Raw genomic sequence first — 20,514 nt, forward strand, 5'->3', positions numbered from 1 at the left:
ATGATTCTACAGGATGTTATAGATGATATCCATGCTCTTTACGAGGATCTGCGAGTCTATGAGCGGAAATACGGCATTCTATCGGAAACATTTTACGAATTGTATGAAGGCGGCACCGAACCTGAGAATGACGACTGGGTGCTGGACTGGTCGGACTGGGCGGGAGCCTACAAACTTCTGATACGCAGGCAGGAACAGTATCGTGAGACTGTTCGGGAACTGAAAAAACGCCCCTCGTCCCTTATCAGTCTGATCGCCGGAGGATCACGCCATGAACCCGTTCACATCGCTTCGTGAGTATGAGAGGTTTGTTTACACTGTCCGCCAGCTTTTTCCGTCTGTGAGAAGTTCCAGCCTCGTGGTCATTCAGAGAGGAAGGCGTACGGCGATCCTGCGGGGAGAGCTCGTTTTTGAGAGCGGCTGGCGTCTGACGGTTCGGGAGCGGCTGTCCTCCGACAATGACACCGTGGAAATCGAATCTTACGGATATGAGATATGGCGGGGATCGGACAAAACAGCGTGGTATGATTCCCAGCCCCATCGGAATGATCATGCATTACAGATTTCTCATCCTCATCACAAACATGTTCCGCCGGATATCAAACACAATCGGATCCCCGCCCCTCAGCCAGTGCTGAAGCATGAGTTTTTATTCAGCAGTTATTTGGGAGCAAAAAACAATAAAATTTGCTCGTGATAATAAATTCATATACTGAATTACTTTCAGAGATTTTTAATGATGACTATACAGCAAAAAAATGTTATATATGCACACACCTCTCCCTCAGATGTCACGTCTTTATATATTTTCGATGCAGGACTAAGCCAGACGAAGCTGAAAGTTTTTGTTCAGTCGCCTGAACACTGTTTCCTCATCCGGCCACGGGCCGGAAACTGTTTCACGAATAAATCTGATAAAACCTTTCAGGCCATGATTTTTAACTGTTTTTATAAGGCATTCGGAATACTGGGCAAGAATGGTGAACAGATGACCGGTTTTCATCAGATAATGATATCCTTTCATGGCACTCCAGTTGTAAGAAAAACAGTGTTCATAATTATACCCGTGACGTTTTTCAACAAGTATGCCGGTTTCAATACCCCATCGGTGACGTGCTCCCATATTACAGCGTTCGTGAACATTGCCGTAGTTAAGCGGTTCGCTGGAAATCCAGGCATGACGGGAGGTCATGATCTCAGTCTCCGCATTTTTATTAACCTTTTCCCATGTCTCCTCACATACGACAACATGGATCACAATTTTGCGCCTGTATTTCTCTCCGTACCGGTATTCCAGTCCGTTCACCCATTCAAAATGCTGTTTACGATTCCCCCATTTCCTGTTTGCCCTGTTGCCTTTCTCAAGTCCTCTGAGCGAGTTGAATTCCTCCCACACACTGCGCAGACAATTGTCTTTCAGGACAATCATGAACTGCCATTTGTTCTCTGCGCACAACTCCGCCACAGGGCCGTTGGCATAAAGACCGTCAAGCAGCAATATTACCGGAAGACGGGGAAATTTCTTTTTCAGACGCCTCATCAGTCTGTGAAAAGCCTTCAGCTCACAGTCCTGTTTGTTGTTATCCGTATCTCCTTCCGGATAACTCAGAAATTCACTCATAAGGGGAATTGTCATTCCGTTATGAAATGCAAGGCAGGCTTCCAGCACATAGACATAATACTGCCTCCGCTCACTTTTCCCGATCTTGCGTTCCAGACATTCCTCACTCCATATCTCACTTCTTACAAACTTCTGTGTCCCGTCAACAGCCACAGGATAACAATTGCCGATCAGATAACGACGGAACTTTTTATTCCTGACAAACCGGCGGACCAGTTCAATATAAGCTTCTTCAATCTCGGCAACTTCAATTGCGGAAAGAAGACGCATCAGTGTGTCATTATGCGGCAGATCAGCAAGTTCAGGAAAATACAGCCGAAGATTTTCCATAAACATCGGACGGGTCATCTCCCGATTTGCCTCACGCCGGGAACTCATCTGGAATACAAAGGTAAGTATTCCGTAAATCAGAATGACCGTCATCTTATGTTTGCACTTTTTCGGATTTCTCGGGTCCTGAATCTTCCTCAGGCGTTTCAGAAGGACCGGAAGATGAGCTTTTATAATTTTCATTTGCTCTGTAAGCGCCTCTTCACGTTCCGCTTTTTCTTCCGCCACTGTCTTACAGGCACATTTGCAGTTCGGAAGGGAGTCCCGGGATGCAGGTTTCAGACCTTCTGTTTTCTGATGCTCGCGCAGTTGCTTTTCAACCTTTTTTTTCTCCGCTCTCTGATTTGTCAGTTCAGCGGTGTCAGGACGGCCGGATGCTGTCTGTTTTTCAGGCATGATTTTTCCTTTCTGATGCAATATAAATATCTGATGCAATATACATGCCAATATAATACAAAAAATAAATTTTGTCTTCCCCAAAAAACAGCGCGACAAAAAAAATTAAGGTTTTAATTAAAGCTTTGTGTATCAACGAATTAAATTTCATGCTTCAGAACTGCCCCTCAGCTAAGTTTCACAGATCCGAATCTTCCTGTGCTTATTGAGGAAATGGAAAGTCTTGTCAGAAATGAGAAGCCAGCCTAACCCGGCGTTTGAGCGGACGGAAAAAACGCCCGCCGCTCAACTTGGTCGTTAGTGCGCCAAGCAAAGCTTGGTGCTTCTTGCGGGGTGAAAGTCCCCGTCAGGTAAGGTCTGGCCAGCCACCTGTACCGAGTGTTGCGTCCGGTCAGGACAGACATACCGTCGAACGACCCGGACGAAGCGTACACAGGGAATCATGCAGGCCACAGGGGGAACGGCGCTCCCCTGAAGCATGGTACAGCATCGTAAAGAGTAAAAATGCAGACGGCGACGTTTTTAACGCAACGGAAGCCGACACTATGGAATCGTCAGTTCCTTTGCGAAGCCTGCTTCAGCGTTGAACAGGTGAGATTCCGGAGGGTCTGCCGGTGTCATCAGGGCGTGGCATGTATGAAGAGAAGCACACAGGAACTTGGGAGACCCTGTCAGTTCCTGATGACAAGGGGTGAGGAGCCCCGTCTTGAACTGGAGAATAGGGAAAGGCATCAGGTAGGCGTGTCCGACACAGAAAACGGAGGCTCGCTGATGACTTGCAGGGAGTCATATCCGCTCATAGTACTCTGAGACGGTAACGCCGTTCACACGGGGAAGGGGCGGACAGGATTACGCAGTCCGCAAAGGAAACATTGCCGGACGATGTCGGGACGGAGGTAAGACAATGCCAACCTCACTGCGGGGTATGGCAGAAAAAGCTGCGCTGCGTAAGGAACACCGGTTTCAGAACCTGACAAACGAACTCACACCAAAATATCTGAAATGGTGCCGGCAGCGGCTGAATAAAAAGTCCGCACCGGGAGCTGACCCATAACAGTCAGAGAATACCGTAAAAATCCGGATGAAAATATAGCAAATTTGCGGGGTCCGCTTAAAAGGGGAGGCTACCGGGCAAAAAGTGATAAGACAGATTCAGTTTTTATTGTTCAACGCATTGCGGAGCGCCTGAGCAAGTAATTCTGAGGAACCTTGCGCGGTAATTCCGCACGCAGACGTCTGTGAGGGGGCGGTCGGGTAACTGGCTGTCCTACCTTGATTGTGCTAACCATATTAACATACTGATATTATTTATATAAAGTAATGTGATGCATAAAATTAACAGTTTTTCATTTAAAACAAAAATTTTTTCGCTTGTTATTACAATTATTTTTTGTATTATTGCAATCCAAATGTTATGTGAATACAAAGATATTTTAGCACACAAAAAGAAGCTGATTTCTCAGGCAGCACAAAGCAGTGAAAAACTTCTACATGAAATTGACAGACTCAGTCAGGAAAACCTTAATATTGCCCTGACCATAGCCAATATCAGGGATGTCAGACAGGCTTTATCAGAACAGAGCAGAGAAAATCTCTATAAACATGTCAGGGATATTCATGTACACCTTAATAAAAACAATCCTCATAAACTTTGTATTCATTTCAGCGTACCTCCCGCAAAGTCTTTTTTAAGAATATGGAATCCTGGAAAATTTGATGATGATCTTTCCGGATTCAGGCAAACCATAACGGATGTTTTTAAATATAAAAAACCTTTAAAAGGTCTGGAAGCAGGGCGTCTGGGACCTGTTGTAAGAGGCATTGCACCGATATTTGAAAACAGTTCGTCGCTGATTGCCTGTGTTGAAGTCTTTTGCAGTATCGGGGAACTCGCAAAAAATATATCAGAAGAATATGGCGATCAGAATGCCGTATACAGTATCGAGTCTGTCAAAGCCACACTCAGTAAAAAAAATTTCCGTAAGTTAGGCAGGTTTAATGAAATCATCCCTCCGCCTGATTCAATCCGTTCGGAAATCAGTCAGGAAATTTTGGAGCGGGCCTTTATAAAACCGCTTATATATGAAACAGGCAATACCCTGATAGCAAGCTCGTTTATCAGGGATTATAATCAGAATAAAATTGGTGTCTATCTTAATTTTATTGACATAACTTATTTGAAAAATATGATAAAAATTTCAATTAAGCGTATGCTCATTGAAGCCGGTATTTTTTTTATCTGTTCCGTAATTATAACGTTTTTGGTTCTCAGATCTGTTATAGAACCGATAAACCGCATTATTGACGGATTAAATGATACGGCAAGGCAGGTTTTGATATATGCCGAAAAGGTTGAAATTGCAAGTATAAACACTTCCCGGGTTGCTGTTAATCAGGCTGGATCTGTTGAAAATATGACAGTTTTTTTTTCAAAAACTGATCAGATAATCAGGCAGAATACAGAAAACGCACAACACGCAGGTCATATTATGGAAGAAACAGCAAAATCCATGTCAGATGCAGGTTGTTCTTTTGAAGATATTAACAGTTTTATGAACGAGATATATGAACTGAGCCGGGAAAGTTCGGGAGTAGTAAAAAATATTGACGAAATAGCCTTTCAGACAAATATACTTGCCTTGAATGCAGCAGTTGAGGCAGCAAGAGCCGGAGAGACAGGATCGGGATTTTCTGTTGTTGCCCGGGAAGTGCTTAATTTGTCTGTAAAAACAACCTCGGCAGCACAGAATACGGCGCAGCTTATTGAATCCACATTGCAAAAGGCTGAAAGCGGCAAAAAGCTGATTAAAACTGCCAGAGAATCTTTTTCAGCTGCCGAATCAAATAGTTATAAAATCGGAAATATCGTTGCAGAAATTATAAACACATCAAATGATCATGTTTCAGAAATTGAAAATATTATAAATATAGTAAGGAAAATAGACAGTATAACTCAGGAAAATGCTCATCACTCAAAAACACTTGCTTCCGCGTCAAAAGAAATGAATGTATCTGCTGGAAAAATGAAAAAATTTGCAACAGAACTTTATTTCTTGGTACAGAGCGGTAAGAATTTTATCGAAAAATAAGGAAAAACGAATGTACAGGTTGACAAGATGCACATAACCCGGCGCTGACCGTGCCAAGATAAATCCGGATCGTTGGGAGCGGGCGAAAGTCCGGATTTTGCTGTCCTGTCTGATTGCAAAAATCCACAAACCGGAAGTTGACATAAGGAAACCTTACACCGAAATCGGAGGTGATAACACATATTCCGGAAAATTTTATGATGAAAACTGCGTGGAAAGCTTTGTTGCAAAACACAAATTGCCATGCAATTCCACCACAGCTTTTCTCACTCCGGCTTTCCGTAATATTGACAGACTTCTGACCACTGATCTGGTAATGGTCGGAAAACCGCGCCAGATTTATGTCAATACTCTTGAATTGCTTGATAATGTCTTTCAAAAAGAAATATTGCCTGAAGATTTGGCAAAAGAGATTCTGAGATTCCTGTTTATTATCAAAAATGAAAATGAGGAAAGAATGAACAGGCTGATTGCCGATCATCTTCTAAGCTCATCAGTCGTAAGTTCTCTCAACATACTGAAATCATTCATAGCTGGAAAACAGGCGCAAAACATCAGTATTAAATTATTTCAGAGCGTTATGGAAATATCTTTCAGAATTTCCGGAGAACTTATGACTCACGAGTTCTAAGGATTGAATATACTTATGCTTGAATTTTTAAAGAAATTTGAACGATCTGTAATTATCACTCTTATTGTCATGATGGTTGTTGTTGTTGTTTTGTCGATTTTTGAACTTGGTTGGATTATTATTCATGATATCATCAGTCAGCCAATATTAATACTTGATATTAATGAATTATTAGAAATTTTCGGCTTTTTTCTGCTGGTTCTGATCGGTGTTGAGTTGTTGGAAACTATTAAAGCATATATGACTGAGGGGATTGTGCATGTGGAGCTTGTACTTGAGGTGGCATTGATTGCAATTGCAAGAAAGGTAATAATATTAAATATTGCAAAATATGACAGTAACAAACTTCTGAGCCTTGCGGCTTTAATTGCGGCGGTGTCTGCTGCCTTTTTTTTGGTAAAACGGTTTAGATGTGCAGTTCCAACTCCAAAGGAATAATAGGTAACATGCTATAAATATTGACCTCTATGGTGTGCAAAAGGAAAGAATGAGATTCAGTGTCCTGATAAATCGGAGGACCGAACGGGATTCATCACTAGCTTTGCAGGACTACCATTTTTTGAAAGCTGTCATATCATTATAACATTATTTTATCGATATTTTTTATTAATTTCAAATAGTAATATTTACTTCAAAAAGTGTACGGTAGTGAATATCAGAATAGAAATATATGGAATATCCAATTCAACAATTGTCCTTTGCTGATCCGGAACTTGCAGAAACGGTTGCAAAAGGCCTGAAGCAAAAAGTACCGCCTGTTTCTTTACAAGACACCACGATGCTGGTGGATGAGATCATATGGGGATTGTCGCAGGAAATCACTTTTGGCAATGCCATTGCCGCAGGCTATGTTGACCTTATCGGAGAGACAAGTTCATATCAGATTCAGGAATACCGCCGCCTGATACATGAGGCTGGACAGAACGGTCCCACGCTGGGGCGGATCATGGCAACCTATCTTGTGCCGGTGTTAAAACACGGGCATAACGGATTCCTTGAACACTTTCTGCATACATTGGATGTCATGCAGACAAAAGGCACTTATACGCTGACAAGTCCCCTGGAATCCCTGTCCTCATTATTAAATTCAGGGGACACTGAATCCGCGTCCGGTTATCTGAATCTTCTTTGCGATACGTTTTCTCAGGATATGTCTTATAACCAGAGTCTTCACCTTACGCAGACGCTGCCCAGAGCCATACTTTCTTTTTCTTCTTCAAAACGGAGCTGGCAGACTGGCCAGTTCAGGCGTGTGATAAAGACAGATTTTCGTCTGGCAGATCCGTTTATCGAGGGCATGAAAAAAGGACTGCATCTGCTTTCAGAACAAGGGCTGAGTCATTTTGTGTCACTGGGACTGGAAAAATTTTCACATCACAAGGATCTCGGCATAAAATTTCTTTCATTGGAATCAAAACTGGGTATTGACGCTTATACAGAGATGGTTGTCACTGTTTCTGTTTCCCAAGTCCGGCCACGGCTGAACCGTTATCTTCGTGCAAGAACAGGAATTCCGATTTCCATCTGCCCGCTTTCGGCTCTCAGGGGGCGGTTGTCGCTCGGAAAAAACAACGGACAGCAGACAGCGGACAGCAGCGTTTCTGTTTTCTCAGATGGAAAATTTATATATCTGCCCGATGAAATCAGCACCTTTCCGACAAAAGCGGAAAACATCGCTCTTTATAAATGTCTTACAAAACTCGAATCTGCTTATTATGAATTTGGCACATTTGACTTTGATCTGGAAAAACTGGAAACTGGAAACTGGAAACTGGAAACTGGAATTTCAAATCCCCAATTCCCAATCCCCAAATCACAGACTTCGCATCTGAATGACTTGGAATGTTTCTTCAGTTGTTTCCCCATAAAATCTCTGGCATCTGATTTGTTTACTGTTTTTGAACATGGCCGCCTCAGAATGATGCTGACTCATTTTTATCCGGGGATTGTAAGGCAATTTTTTCCTTTGCTTCAGGAGAAAGCATTACGGATTTACAAGGAAAATAAGCCTGTTGAATTGCTTTTTTTATTGTATGGCCGGATTGCCCTCGGGGTTTCAGCAGAACCGTTTTTTGATATCCGTAATATCTTATTAAAGACGCAGGTAAGCGCCATCACGGAGTTGTTTGAAAGGAAAATGGAAGAAGACATCTCGGTTGAAGCATGTGCGGCGCTGGTTTTCCAAACATATCATGACATGGAAAATCTTATCAGAAAAATGTCAGCCTGTGACGCCTGTGACGAATTTTACACGCCTTTAAAAACGCCTTTTGGCCGGAAAGTGAGACCCGATGTTTTTTTCTCAACTTACGGACATTTTGAGCGAATTGCCGAGGCCATAAAGGTCAGGCTTGAGAAAAGAGGGATAAAAACTTACAAATCAGATATCAGAAAGCATCTGATACAAAACAACGGAAATATTTCCAGGGATGATATCAGGGAGATTGTGCTTTATGCGCATAAAAACACCGAATCAGACACAGGGCCGTGTGAGGAGCCGCGCCCGGATTTGTCCTGGCTGAATTTGGCCGAACTTCTGGGTCATTCTGATATCGCTGTAACTCAGGATATTGACGCTTCGGGTCCTGTTTCATGGTATAGGGAATGGGACAGCAATCTGGGGGATTACCTTCATAACCATGTGCGGCTACTTGAACGGCCGGTAACGGCTTCAAAAACAGGGGATGAAAAAAAAGATGATTTTTATGTTTCAACATTAAAATGTTACCAGGGATTGGTAAAACAGATACGCCACGCTTTTGAACTGCTGAAACCGGATGGACTGACCATATTAAGACAATGGCCTGAAGGAGACGCGTTTGATTACCGTGCCCTTTTGGATTTTGCCGTGGATAAAAAAGCAGGCATAACACCTTCTGACCGTCTGTATATCAAGCGTCTGAAACAGCAAAGGGATGTTGCAGTCTTACTTCTTGTGGATCTGTCACGTTCAACCTCAAATCTGGTTTCTGGCTCACAGACAAGCGTTTTGGATGTTGAAAAAGAGGCTATTGTGCTTTTCTGTGAAGCCCTTGAAGTAGTGGGAGATACCTTTGGCATTGCCGGTTTTTCAGGCACGGGCCGTCTGGGAGCGGATTATTTCAGGATCAAAGATTTTGATGAGGACATGAATGATGAGGTGAAACAGCGCATCAGCCTCATGGCCCCTCAGCGAAGCACGCGTATGGGAGTCGCCATCCGTCATGCCGTGTGCCAAATTGAAAAGGTATCTGCAAAAGTCCGCCTGCTCATCATTCTGGGAGACGGCTTTCCCAATGATACGGATTACAAACGGGAATATGCCATTGCAGATACGCGCAGGGCAATATCTGAGGCACGTTCAAAAAGCATTCTCGCCAGGGCCATCACAGTGAATCTTGCCGGAGATTCCAAACTGGATGATCTTTACGGCAGCCTTCATCACAATGTCATATCGGATGTTCGTGAGCTTCCTGACAAGCTTTTGCGGATTTACAGCGCACTGACCAGATGATTGCCCTCTCTTTCAGCACAAAGGAGTGCGAAAATTTTATTTTCGCATGGCATAACACCGTCCTTGTCACAAAAAGCACAAAGGAGTGCGAAAATTTTATTTTCGCATGGCATAACACCGTCCTTGTCACAAAAAGCACAAAGGAGTGCGAAAATTTTATTTTCGCATGGCATAACACCGTCCTTGTCACAAAAAGCACAAAGGAGTGCGAAAATTTTATTTTCGCATGGCATAACACCGTCGCTTTTATTTTGAAAACAAAATTTCCGCACTCCTTATCACAAAATTTGCCATGTTATTAAATATCGTTGCTGGGAATCCGGGCTATCATCCTCTTCTTAATATAAACTCCCCGCTGTGCGCGACCAAATAATTTCCGACAGGTGAGTCGAATGTCAGACCTCCGAGGTTTTGAAACTCTCGGAGGTCTTCCGCAGACTGACCCGTCAGAATCATTGCAGTCAGATAGCCGCAAAGGCAAATTTTATAATTTCCCTATGTAAAAACAAAAAAAACTTGATCATCGAGTATCATATATGCCATTGTTTTCTGCTTCATTAGGCAATGGTAAGTACCTAACCATAAGTTTTTAATATCTTCCCGAAGAAGAAACCCGGCTTTTTTTTCCGGAATGATGCTTCTCCGACAAAGGAAAAAGCCGGGTTTCTCCGCCGCTCACAGAGAAAAAGGTGTATAAAAAATTTTTGATCAGGTACTTATCAAGATGAGCGGCGTGATGTTCAGGGCCGGATTCAAAATGAAATTTAACCCTATTAAATTAAAAACAGGAGTGACGTTCAATTGAAGTTAAGACAAAACAAGATTATTCTCGTTATTTTTTTGACTATGACCTTCTTTACGCTCTGCGGCGCTGCCGGGGCAGATGAACCGGCAAAATTGCTGATTCTCCCTTTCAATATCTATTCTGATAAAGATCTGACCTTTCTTAAAGAAGGAATTTTGAATATGCTGTCAACACGCCTTACCCTCGAAGGCGAAGCAATTCCTTTTAGCAGAGAAGAAACTCTGAAAATCATTAAAGGCGTGGCAGAACCCGGTAATGAGCGAACTGCTGTTTCACTGGGTCTCAAAGCCAATGCAGATTATGTTTTATATGGAAGTCTGACGGTTTTCGGTGACAGCATCAGCACGGATGCCAGGTTTTTTGATCTTCATGAAAAGAAAACAGTCGTCACTTTTTATGAAATTGGAAAAAATAACAGCGATGTAATTTCTCATATCAATCTTTTTGCCTCCAGGATCAATGAAAAAGTTTTTGGCCGCGAAAGCGATTTGCCTCAGCCTGCACAGAAGAAGCCGGCGGATGAAAGCCGGAGACATCCGGAAGCAGTATGGGCTGAGGGAAAAAGGATAAAAACAAATACGGAGCCCCCTTCTGCGGAAGTTCCGGTTCCTTCTGCGGAAACTCCGGCCCCTTCTGTCAAACTTTCTGTCCCTTTTACAAAAGATTCCCTGATATCTGCGGAACCAGGTCCCATATTTGCCGGCGGAATCTGGAAAAGCAAAAATTTTAACTCACAAATAAAAGCCATGAGTATTGGCGATGTAAACGGGGACGGTAAAAATGAAACGATTTTTATCGGAGAAAGAACGGTCTTCATATACCGATATACCAACAGCGGGTTGAAAAAAATCGGGGAAATAGGGGATGGTTCTTTTTACAGCTTTCTTGGTGTGGATGTTGCAGATATTAACAAAAATGGAAAAGCAGAAATCTTCGTTACAAGTATCCACAGTGATAACGGATATCTTCAGTCCTTTGTACTCGAATGGGACGGAACGAAATTTGCAAAGATCGTGGATAATGCAAGGTGGCACTACAGAGTTTTAAATATTCCTGATAAGGGCAAGATACTGATGGGACAAAAGCGCGGTGCCAGAGGTGTCTTTGCCTCGGCAATATATGAACTGAAATGGGCTGGCGACGAATATATTTCTGTAAATCGCCAGCTTCTTCCAAAAGGGATGAATGTCTATAATTTTACATATGGAGATGTGTTAAATAACGGCCAGGAAAAAGTGGTCGCTTTTTCAAAAAGAGACTATTTGCGAATACTCGACAGAAACGGGAATGAAGAATGGAAAAGCACCGAGCGTTTCGGAGGCGGATTAACTTATATTGAATTTCCATCGGAAGCCGCGTCCCGCATTGGCAGTTTGGAGGAAACAGATATCCTTTATCTGTCCCAGCGCATCCATATTGCTGATGTGGATAACGACGGAAAAAATGAGGTTATCGTAGGACAGAACAGAGATAAAGCCCGTCGAATTTTTTCTCGGCTCAGAATGTTTGAAAGCGGGCATATCGAATGCCTTGTCTGGAAAGACCTCGGACTTTATCCCAAGTGGAGGATCAGGGATATCTCCGGTCATATCAGCGACTACCTCATCGCAGACATAAATAACGACGGAAAAGATGAGCTTGTATTTTCTGTTGTCACAAAAACTGGCTCTTTTATCGGAAAACCAAAGAGTTTTATTGCGTTGCAAGAAATTCCGGGAAGCTATTAAGAATTGAGAATTGAGAATTGAGAATTAAAAATTGACTGATGATAACGGATTTAGGGGAAGGCCGACCAAGCCCTGTAAGGGCGGCATATTTGTAGCATATTTTTATTTCCCACAATCACAAAAATCCATTTTTTTCTTGACACGCAGTTACGCTAACTTGTAGTAATTTTATTATATAGGGCAAGAGTGAATTCGAGTTAAAGATGCTGGGGAAGCGACATTCAGAGGTTTTGGGTGATATATGATTTCCCGGGGTGTACACAAGACGGGCAATATATCACCCGGACACCTGTTGCGGATAACAGCTTGCTATCTCTTCAATACCCTCTGTTTCCACGGCACTGTTATGAATTCAGTATCCGCGGATGGACGTTCTCTCTCGGTTTTGCTTCCTCGAATCATTATATCTCGACAATCAAATTTTTTTTCTGTCATTCCTGCGGAAGCAGAAATCCGCCGCTCCCGGAAGCACTGCGCACAGTGCGGAAACTTTTCGATCTACTGAGTATATGGAAAAAAGTGCGAAAAATTACAGCTTACGGCGAAATCCCTTTAACAGACTCCGCTTACGGAAAAAACTGTGACGGTTTTCAGACCCCGGCGAGACAGCTTAACAGCAGGCCGTCTAAATCAACTATTTTTATTTGCCTATTTTCCGCCCTTTGACAGGCTCATGGGGTGTCTCCGGCTCAGGTTTCCGCTTTTTGTCCCCGCTCCCTTCGACAGGCTCAGGGAGCGGGGACAAAAAGCGGAAACACGGGAACAAAACCGGGTAAAAACAGTGGCAAAAAGTGACATTTTCAGACGGTTTAGCTTAACAGATTCCGCTATCATACAACTGATTGCAAAATCTGCTGATATCAGCTTCGTCAATGATTTTCGCTGGTCTTTCCTAAATCCGTTATCATCAGAAATTTAAAAAACCCGTGTTATTCTGCTGTCTCTGACGAGTACCGGTTTTCCGAACATGACGGCGGCAATGCACGGGCGAATGAAATATTGGAGAAGAACAAATGAATATTCGGACATCTGATATATTAGTTTGTGGAAAATCAATAAAAGAGTGTTTAGCTGACATAGAAGCATTTCACGGGTTTACAGCTCCCGGCCTTGTGCTGGGAACTTTCATGGTGGACTGGGCTCGGGAACTGGTCGGAAGCGATGTGGAGGCAGATGCGATTGTGGAAACACGTCATTGCCTTCCGGATGCCATACAGATTTTCACACCTTGCAGTTTCGGCAACGGCTGGATGAAAGTGCTGGACTGGGGCAAGTTTGCTTTAAGTCTGTATGATAAAAAAACGCTCGAAGGATATCGGGTCTGGCTTGACTTGGAAAAAGCACGTCAGTTTCCCAATATTTATAATTGGTATATGCATCTGGTTCCCAAAAAAGAACTCCCTTTGGAAGTTCTGACCGGAACCATGATTGAGGCAAAAAGAGAGGTTTTATCTTCTTGTGCAATTCGCGTGACACAGTTTTACGAATCTCCGAAAAAAGGAAAAATTGAGATATGTTCGGGATGCGGGGAAGCCTATCCCGCTGTACAAGGCTCTCAGTGTCTGACATGCCAGGGAAAAGGATATTATGAGAAGTGTCAGGTCTCGGGTGTAGGGTCTTAGCAAAAAATTATAAAAGTTCCGTCATTTGTTTTGACCGACAGACCATGACCGCTTATTAGCGGGCAATTATGAACGGTCGCACGAACAGATGCGGATGTCTGCGATGAGTTCGGGCGTTGTAAAATGTAATAAGTGTAAAGCGAAGCTGGAACTGGACTAGTTTTTTTCAGACAGCCCTCAGCCGGAGCGCCCTTGGTTTCCTAATATTTGAGACAGGCTATCATCATTTCCCTTGCACCGCATCGCCGGCAAACGGTCAGGGCCGCGTCCGCTGTCAGGTTTTGATTACCGGCACTTTTTTTAAGAGCGACATCCTCGCAAGTGCGTCGCTTATCCCAAGAAATTGACACCCACATCTGAAATATTACGGACGGGGTTGCAAGCCCATATGCATCAGGCTAAGATCGTAACTCATTGTTTTTATTAACCCGTGATCTGCCGGACGGGGTTTGCAACCCCGTCCGAAATATTTTCCGACCCCCGAAAACAAACGTTTCGGACGGGGTTGCAAACTCCGTCCGGCAGTCTTAGCCTGATGCATATGGGTTGCAAGCCCCGTCCGCAACCCCCAATGAGTCCCGCAACATTCGCTTCTTTGCGTTTTGCTCATCCTGTGACTGCTGCTGAAAAACCCCTTAGTATGTTCATTTCTGGAAATCGCCTCAGCCTGATGCATATGCGGCAAATCACATTTCCGACGGAATCTGTCCGCGGCAGGTCCGAAAATAGCATACTATCTATTTGATTTAATGTAAAATTTTTTCTCATCCAATGTTTTTCTCAAATGACCGCAAAAATCTATTTTTTTCTTGACAAATGGTTACAATGTGGCTAAATTATAGCTGTATGAAACAAGGCGGGAAATGCTGTTTTTGCGTTAACTGCCTGTAATCCATGAGTATTTTTTTTCTTGACAAATGGTTACAATATAGCTAAATCATAGTTGCTCGGAGCAGGGATAATGGTCGCTTTTTAATTCATCAGAAAGCAGGCCGCTTATCCAGGCATTCCGGAAGGGTAAAATTAGAAATTGATCTGACCCGCTTTTTTTCTCAGACTTTGTTAATGGCATATCCAATGATAAGGTACGTCCTAATTGCCGCACCATAAGCATTACACAATTAGAGTGAATCTGCCGTAAATTTCATCCGCTATTGATAAACCTCCAGAAGATAAGCAAAAGCTGGTGATAAACATGGCTGTGTCGCGTGAGGAGAAATATGTTGCCTCAGCACAGGTGTGTCATAATATTATCTTTGCGAAACAACAAATGATTATTTCAGAAACAACGATGAGTTAATGCCTGTTGCGAAAGAAAAGCCTAAAAAATCATGTTCGTTTCAACCATCGCCGCAGATCACCGCAATGAAAGTTTTCTGATAACCGAGGCCAGCCGCATACTTTAGTAAATCATCCCTGAATGAGTGATTTACCTCCTGACCGAACATCCGAAACCTTCGGCTGAAATTGCCATGAAGACGGCAGACATTATTCACAGCATGTACGTTTCGATTTCAAAGATATCCCTTCTCGCCAAACAGATGGAATGCGATGAGACAGTCATATTGATTCCATTCTGTCTGTCAGAAAGAATAAAGAACATCAAGGCAATAAAATTTTGAGAAGACCGACAGAACACGTTAAACAATTAAAAAAAATGTATTCCATTGAAGATGGAAGATTGCAGGGAGAATCCGGTTGGGAAAAACTCCAATACCGTTCGGCACGATTTTTGCATACATTTGTAACTAACTGAATTCATATATCCGGGAAACTGAAATCCCGAAATGTCCGCCGGGCGTTTTTCGGAAACAATTTCTCCAAAATGCGGAAATGCCGGGCATTTCCGTCCGGCTATGCAAAAATCATGCCGAACGATATTGGAAAAACTCCCTTTTTTCTGGTTCATCTTATTTCTGTCATACAAATGTGCAAGAAGAAGTTGTGAGTATTGTTATTCTTTTGATCAGGTCGGTGATGAGAATACAATGGAAATGGATGAAAATACATTTTCAAGATTATCAAAGTGGATTCCGGAAATCCGGAAAGTGAATAATGTCAAAGTGAACGTTGTCAACTTTCTCGGGGGGAGCCATTATTGAGAACGGACAGGATTAAGAAAATTACGGATTCTGTCTATAAAAATACCGATGGAATGCAGGGTATTGTTTATATGAAAGTGTTAAGTGTCAGGTGTTAAGTGTTAGGAAAATTTTAAAACTTTCATCGTTTGTTGTGGCCGACAGGTCATACCCGTTTATACGAATGGTGATTTGGCAGATTCTGTAAAATTTCCCGACGGAACGATTGGCCGTGTATCAGAAATTATTCATTAAAAACCGGAACAAGATTTGAGGCAAATCCTTTAAGCAAAATACAATGAGACATATTTTATGATAATATTGGAGAACCGGATATTCCCGATGAATGCAGGGCCTGTGAATTTAAAACGACCTGTCAGGAGGATGTCCGAATGATAAGTTGTTACTTATCAATACCAGAGCAGGAAAGTCCGTTGTATGTGATATACACAAAAAAATTATTCCAAGATTAAGATATCTGGATAAATTAAAAAACGACTCGGGTACGAGACAACTATAAAATAACTATGTGAAAACCATTTGATAGGCGTAGCCAAAGATATTTGGCTACGGAAATACCTTAGAGGTGTTAAAATGAGATACGCAGAGACAGGATATAATTTAGAAATTGATTTAGCGACAGGAAACATTGAACGGGTGGAAACAGACCCGAAATTAATGGAGCTTCATCTGGGCGGTCTCGGTACCAGCGTCAAGATGCACTGGGACAGGGTTCCTCCTGAAACTAAACCGTTTGATCCTGAGAATCTACTGATATTCAGCACCGGTCTTTTCAACGGCACACCCGCTTACAGCTCGAACCGTACCGTTGTCAGCTTCATTTCTCCTCAGACCGGATTACTGGCATATCCGATGATGGGGGGGTTTTGGTCCGCGGAACTGAAATATGCTGGTTATGATAAAGTGATTTTCCGCAACAAATCCCCTAAATGGGTTTATCTATGGGTACATAATGACACGGTAGAACTACGTGATGCCTCTCATCTGGAGGGCAGAGGTGCTGTTGAAACTCAGGACCTTATCCGCGAAGAGTTGGGAGAGCCGAAAGCCGAGGTGGCCGCTATCGGTCCGGCCGGTGAACACAAAGTCTTTGTGGCTTCCATTGAGCAGTCCAGGTCAAGTGCCAGCCGAGGCGGGGGCGGCGCTGTGATGGGAGACAAAAAGATCAAGGCAGTAGCTGTTCGCGGAACAAAAGATGTTTATCTTGCCCGCGGGGCCGAATTTATGGAGCATATGAAGGAAGTGACGGAGTATATAAACTTCCGAAATGAAAATCCGCTTCCCGGGGTGATGACCATTTTATCCGGGATCGGGTCCCCGCAGGAGATGAAGCATACGGATGAAAAGTGGCATACTGAAAGTTTTGCCTGGGGAAATGCCCGGGTTCGCAGAAAAGACTTTTGGACAAAGGAAGTGGAGGAGAAATGGACAAAAACTCATTTAGGTACGGTAAAACGCCTGATCAGCTGTTTTAACTGTCCGCAACAATGCGGGGGATTAGTTTCCTATGAGGGCGTTCCCAGATACATGATGAAATGTTTCTCGAAACTTACCTATCTGATGGCGGCTTATGTGGATGACTTGGATTTTGGTTTTAAAATTGCCCAGCGTGCTTTTGAGTATGGTGTGGATTCTTTTTCAACGCCACAAATCCTGGCCTTTGCTGTTGAGCTTTATGAAGCCGGCATTCTGACGGACAAAGATTTTGAAGGATGTCCGTCCGATAAGGAGGGGCGGTTTATGTGGCTGCTGGACAGACTTGCCCTGCGGGAAGGCATCGGGGATGTTCTGGCCGACGGCACTTATTGGGCTGCCCGAAAAATTGGCAACGGGGCAGAAGAATATGATCATAATACCATTAAAAAACATGAGCAGATGAACATCAAGCTGGGAATGCTGGACCCCCTCTATTACCTCATGTTTGCCACCAACGAGAAAATAAGTATTACTCAAATTGAAGGAAACTGGCCCCAGGCGGCTTTTCCTTCGAGAGAAGACAGAGAAGCCTTTGTAAAGGACTGGCCCCAGATTCCTGATGATAAGTTTAAGCAGTATTTTCTGGACTGGGAACCGCGCGGAGATAACTCAAATCCATACTACCCCACGCCTCAGATGAGTGCTGAGATTGTGGATTGGATGGAGATGCTGCACAATATTGACGACGCGCTGTGTTTGTGCGCGGGTATGGCATCATTTTGCCTGAAGCCTCCTTATCATATACACAATTATCCGAAATTAATCTCAGCAGCGACCGGGATGGATCTGGATGAAGAGGGGCTGAAGAAAATAGTCAACAGGAGCCGGAACTTACACAGAGCATATAACATCAGACTGGGCCTGACCAGAGCTGATGAGAAGCCGCCTGAGGATCATTGGAGAAAAAGATTTCCCGAACTCGAAGAAGAACTCCTGACGACGTATTACAAATATAAGGGATGGAATTATGACGGTGTCCCTACTAAAGAAAGATTACATGAATTAGATCTGGATTATGTTGCCGAAGATCTAGAAAAGAGAGGATTCTTAAAAGATGGCCAAGATTAAGAAGACGATCAAGACAATCAGGGTTGATGCTGATAAATGCAATGGCTGCCGAGGATGTGAGATCATCTGCTCCGCTTATCATGCCGAGCCGAAATACAGCAGCATTAATCCGGCAAAGTCCCGTATTCAGGTGCTTACCCACCGACTGCAAAATATATGGCTTCCGGTATTCGCGGGTGAATATACACCGGCCGAATGCATGGGCAGAGATAAATATGTGATTGACGGAAAGGAATATGAGGAGTGCGCCTTCTGCAGAGCAGCCTGTCCGTCCAGAGACTTATTTAAAGATCCCGATTCCGGTCTCCCTCTCAAATGCGATATGTGCGAAGGCAATGAAAGCGGGCCTTTGTGCGTTGAGTGGTGTCTCAATGATGTCCTGACTTACGAAGAAAGAGAAGAAGAAGTCGAAGAAGAAGTCGAAATGGAGGAAATGGAGATAGGACTGGGATCATTGATAGACAAATACGGACTCGATAAGATAGCCAGTACGGTTGCCCGGATGTCACAGAAGGACTAAAACATCAGGGTGAAAAAGAGGAGTGAGAAATCGTGGAAACAGCAGCCCCTTCAAAAAAGGATATGATAATATGAAAAAAGGAGTGACGGGTTACGAAGAAGCATTGAAAATGACCCTTGAAACGATTTCACCCCTCGGCAGAGACCAGGTTGACCTTCCCGAATGCACAGACAGAATCATTGCGGATGACCTTTATGCGCTGGTGAACTCGCCGTCCATTGATGCCTCGATGAAAGACGGCTATGCGGTCCGGTCGGATGAAATCGAACAGGCAACGCACGAGAATATGGTGCGGTTAAATGTAATCGGAATGGCGGCAGCCGGAGTGCCCACCGACAAAGCGGTAAGCAACGGAACCGCCATCCGAATTCTGACCGGCGCGAAAATCCCGGACGGGGCCAATGCGGTTCTCGCGGAGGAGTTTGTCGTGCGCGAAGGGGATGTTGTTTCGGCCTTTGAAAATGCGGAACCCGGCCGAAATATTCTGCCGAAAGGCGATGATGTCGAAGCCGGCAAGCGGATCGCCACCAAAGGAAGCCGCCTGTCGCCCGGTATGATTGGCATTCTTGCCGCGGCAGGGCATAGCAAGCTGCCGGTCTATCACAGACCCAGGCTTGCCATTGTAGCGACCGGTGATGAACTGATGGTTCCGGGACAGCCGTTTTCCGAGGGGAAACTCTACGCAAGTAATCTGTATATCTTAAATTCATGGTGCCTGCGTTACGGAATGACCCCCACCTTGTCGCTGGTAAGTGACAAGCCGGAGGTTATCACTGAGAAACTGGCTCAGGCCATTGCGACGCATGATGCGGTGATAACAATTGGCGGGGCATGGACCGGAGATCGGGATTTTGTTGCGAACACGCTGAAGGCTCTCGGGTGGAAACAGCTTTTTCACCGGATTCGAATGGGTCCCGGAAAAGGCGTAGGTTTCGGCGTACTGGATCAGAAACCGGTTTTTATGCTTCCCGGAGGACCGCCGTCCAGTCTTATGGCTTTTCTCCAGATCGCACTGCCGGGCCTTTTGAGGCTCGCGGGTCATAACAAGCCGTTCTTGCCCCGGATGATGGTGAAACTGAGTGAGAAACTCATCAGTCGTGACATGAAATGGACTCATTTTGTTTATGGGTCTTTCCGGGCGGAGAACGAGCATACGTTTTTTGATCCCGCGCCCCTCAGGCTGGTGGCCAACCGGTTAAAAGCCATAGCCCATGCCGAAGGTGTGATTGCGATTCCGGAAGGTGTGAAATCCCTGTCCGCGGGTGCTGTCATTCCGGCGCAACTTCTCGTGTAACAGAGGAGTTTGATTATTCCGGCTTCGTTTGGATTGAACGAGGCCATTTGGGTGATCAGACAAAAACCGCGTCACTGTTCGAGCGCGTCGGCCCGAGATTGGCTCGGCAGATGGCTGATGATAAAAAGCCTTTGACGATTTGAAGCGCGACAGGAAACTGTTGCACCGGCGCTTCGGCCATGTCAATGATTCTGAAATATTCTAGGACAGGGTTTCCTTTATTCGGGAACCCTGTAAAAAGTGGCCCGCTTTTTATCTTATTGACAAAAAGTGAGTTCCTATGACAGATGCCGTTGCCCGGATGGCACAGAAGAGCTAAAATACTAAGGCGAAAAAAGAG

At 44.1% G+C, this 20,514-nt stretch carries 15 protein-coding genes; 12 read left to right on the forward strand and 3 right to left on the reverse strand.

Going from position 1 to position 20,514, the window contains the following annotated elements:
* Together dnm_RS21245 and dnm_RS21250 are read left to right on the forward strand one after the other, a co-directional pair.
* The gene (locus dnm_RS21245) at positions 1 to 297 is read left to right on the forward strand and encodes a hypothetical protein (protein WP_207678902.1); all 297 of its coding nucleotides are present in this window, start codon (positions 1 to 3) and stop codon (positions 295 to 297) included.
* Positions 272 to 697 (forward strand): toxin-antitoxin system TumE family protein, encoded by a 426-nt coding sequence (locus tag dnm_RS21250; RefSeq protein WP_207678903.1) that lies wholly within the window; start codon positions 272 to 274, stop codon positions 695 to 697. The genes dnm_RS21245 and dnm_RS21250 overlap by 26 nt, the downstream gene beginning before the upstream one ends.
* A 123-nt stretch (positions 698 to 820) precedes the next feature.
* Here dnm_RS21250 and dnm_RS21255 read toward each other — a convergent pair whose 3' ends face one another.
* Entirely contained in the window at positions 821 to 2,347 is a 1,527-nt protein-coding gene (locus tag dnm_RS21255; RefSeq protein ID WP_207678904.1) for a transposase family protein, read from the reverse strand.
* Positions 2,348 to 2,890: 543 nt separating this feature from the next.
* Entirely contained in the window at positions 2,891 to 3,079 is a 189-nt protein-coding gene (locus dnm_RS21260; RefSeq protein ID WP_207678905.1) for a hypothetical protein, read from the reverse strand.
* A gap of 172 nt (positions 3,080 to 3,251) precedes the next feature.
* Between dnm_RS21260 and dnm_RS21265 the strand changes: the two genes are divergently transcribed.
* The 5 genes from dnm_RS21265 (at position 3,252) to dnm_RS21285 (ending at position 9,560) form a co-directional block, all read left to right on the forward strand.
* Positions 3,252 to 3,401, forward strand: a complete 150-nt coding sequence (locus tag dnm_RS21265) for a hypothetical protein (RefSeq protein WP_207678906.1) — start codon at positions 3,252 to 3,254, stop codon at positions 3,399 to 3,401.
* A 355-nt stretch (positions 3,402 to 3,756) separates the two neighbouring features.
* Positions 3,757 to 5,436, forward strand: a complete 1,680-nt coding sequence (locus dnm_RS21270; protein ID WP_207678907.1) for a methyl-accepting chemotaxis protein — start codon at positions 3,757 to 3,759, stop codon at positions 5,434 to 5,436.
* Positions 5,437 to 5,533: 97 nt separating this feature from the next.
* Complete coding sequence (locus dnm_RS21275) at positions 5,534 to 6,067, forward strand: hypothetical protein (RefSeq protein WP_207678908.1); 534 nt, start codon at positions 5,534 to 5,536, stop codon at positions 6,065 to 6,067.
* A 15-nt stretch (positions 6,068 to 6,082) separates the two neighbouring features.
* Entirely contained in the window at positions 6,083 to 6,505 is a 423-nt protein-coding gene (locus dnm_RS21280) for a phosphate-starvation-inducible PsiE family protein (protein ID WP_207678909.1), read from the forward strand.
* A 232-nt stretch (positions 6,506 to 6,737) separates the two neighbouring features.
* A complete protein-coding gene (locus tag dnm_RS21285; protein ID WP_207678910.1) occupies positions 6,738 to 9,560 on the forward strand; it encodes a nitric oxide reductase activation protein NorD in 2,823 nt (940 codons plus the stop codon).
* Here the strand turns inward: dnm_RS21285 and dnm_RS21290 are convergent.
* Entirely contained in the window at positions 9,539 to 9,733 is a 195-nt protein-coding gene (locus dnm_RS21290; protein ID WP_207678911.1) for a hypothetical protein, read from the reverse strand. The two genes, dnm_RS21285 and dnm_RS21290, sit on opposite strands and share 22 nt — an antisense overlap.
* Before the next feature lie 628 nt (positions 9,734 to 10,361).
* On the opposite strand from dnm_RS21290, the gene dnm_RS21295 reads away from it, so the two are divergent.
* The 5 genes from dnm_RS21295 (at position 10,362) to dnm_RS21315 (ending at position 20,174) form a co-directional block, all read left to right on the forward strand.
* Positions 10,362 to 12,092: an FG-GAP-like repeat-containing protein gene (locus dnm_RS21295; RefSeq protein WP_207678912.1), complete on the forward strand. Its 1,731-nt coding sequence runs from the start codon at positions 10,362 to 10,364 to the stop codon at positions 12,090 to 12,092.
* A gap of 1,013 nt (positions 12,093 to 13,105) precedes the next feature.
* A complete protein-coding gene (locus dnm_RS21300) occupies positions 13,106 to 13,714 on the forward strand; it encodes an FmdE family protein (protein ID WP_207678913.1) in 609 nt (202 codons plus the stop codon).
* Between the two features lie 2,675 nt (positions 13,715 to 16,389).
* Positions 16,390 to 18,360 (forward strand): aldehyde ferredoxin oxidoreductase N-terminal domain-containing protein, encoded by a 1,971-nt coding sequence (locus dnm_RS21305; protein WP_207678914.1) that lies wholly within the window; start codon positions 16,390 to 16,392, stop codon positions 18,358 to 18,360.
* Complete coding sequence (locus dnm_RS21310; RefSeq protein ID WP_207678915.1) at positions 18,347 to 18,880, forward strand: 4Fe-4S dicluster domain-containing protein; 534 nt, start codon at positions 18,347 to 18,349, stop codon at positions 18,878 to 18,880. The genes dnm_RS21305 and dnm_RS21310 overlap by 14 nt, the downstream gene beginning before the upstream one ends.
* 70 nt (positions 18,881 to 18,950) lie before the next feature.
* A complete protein-coding gene (locus dnm_RS21315; protein ID WP_207678916.1) occupies positions 18,951 to 20,174 on the forward strand; it encodes a molybdopterin molybdotransferase MoeA in 1,224 nt (407 codons plus the stop codon).
* Positions 20,175 to 20,514 lie beyond the last annotated feature (340 nt).

It is taken from the genome of Desulfonema magnum (assembly GCF_017377395.1).
Taxonomy (GTDB): Bacteria; Desulfobacterota; Desulfobacteria; order Desulfobacterales; family 4be13; genus Desulfonema_C; species Desulfonema_C magnum.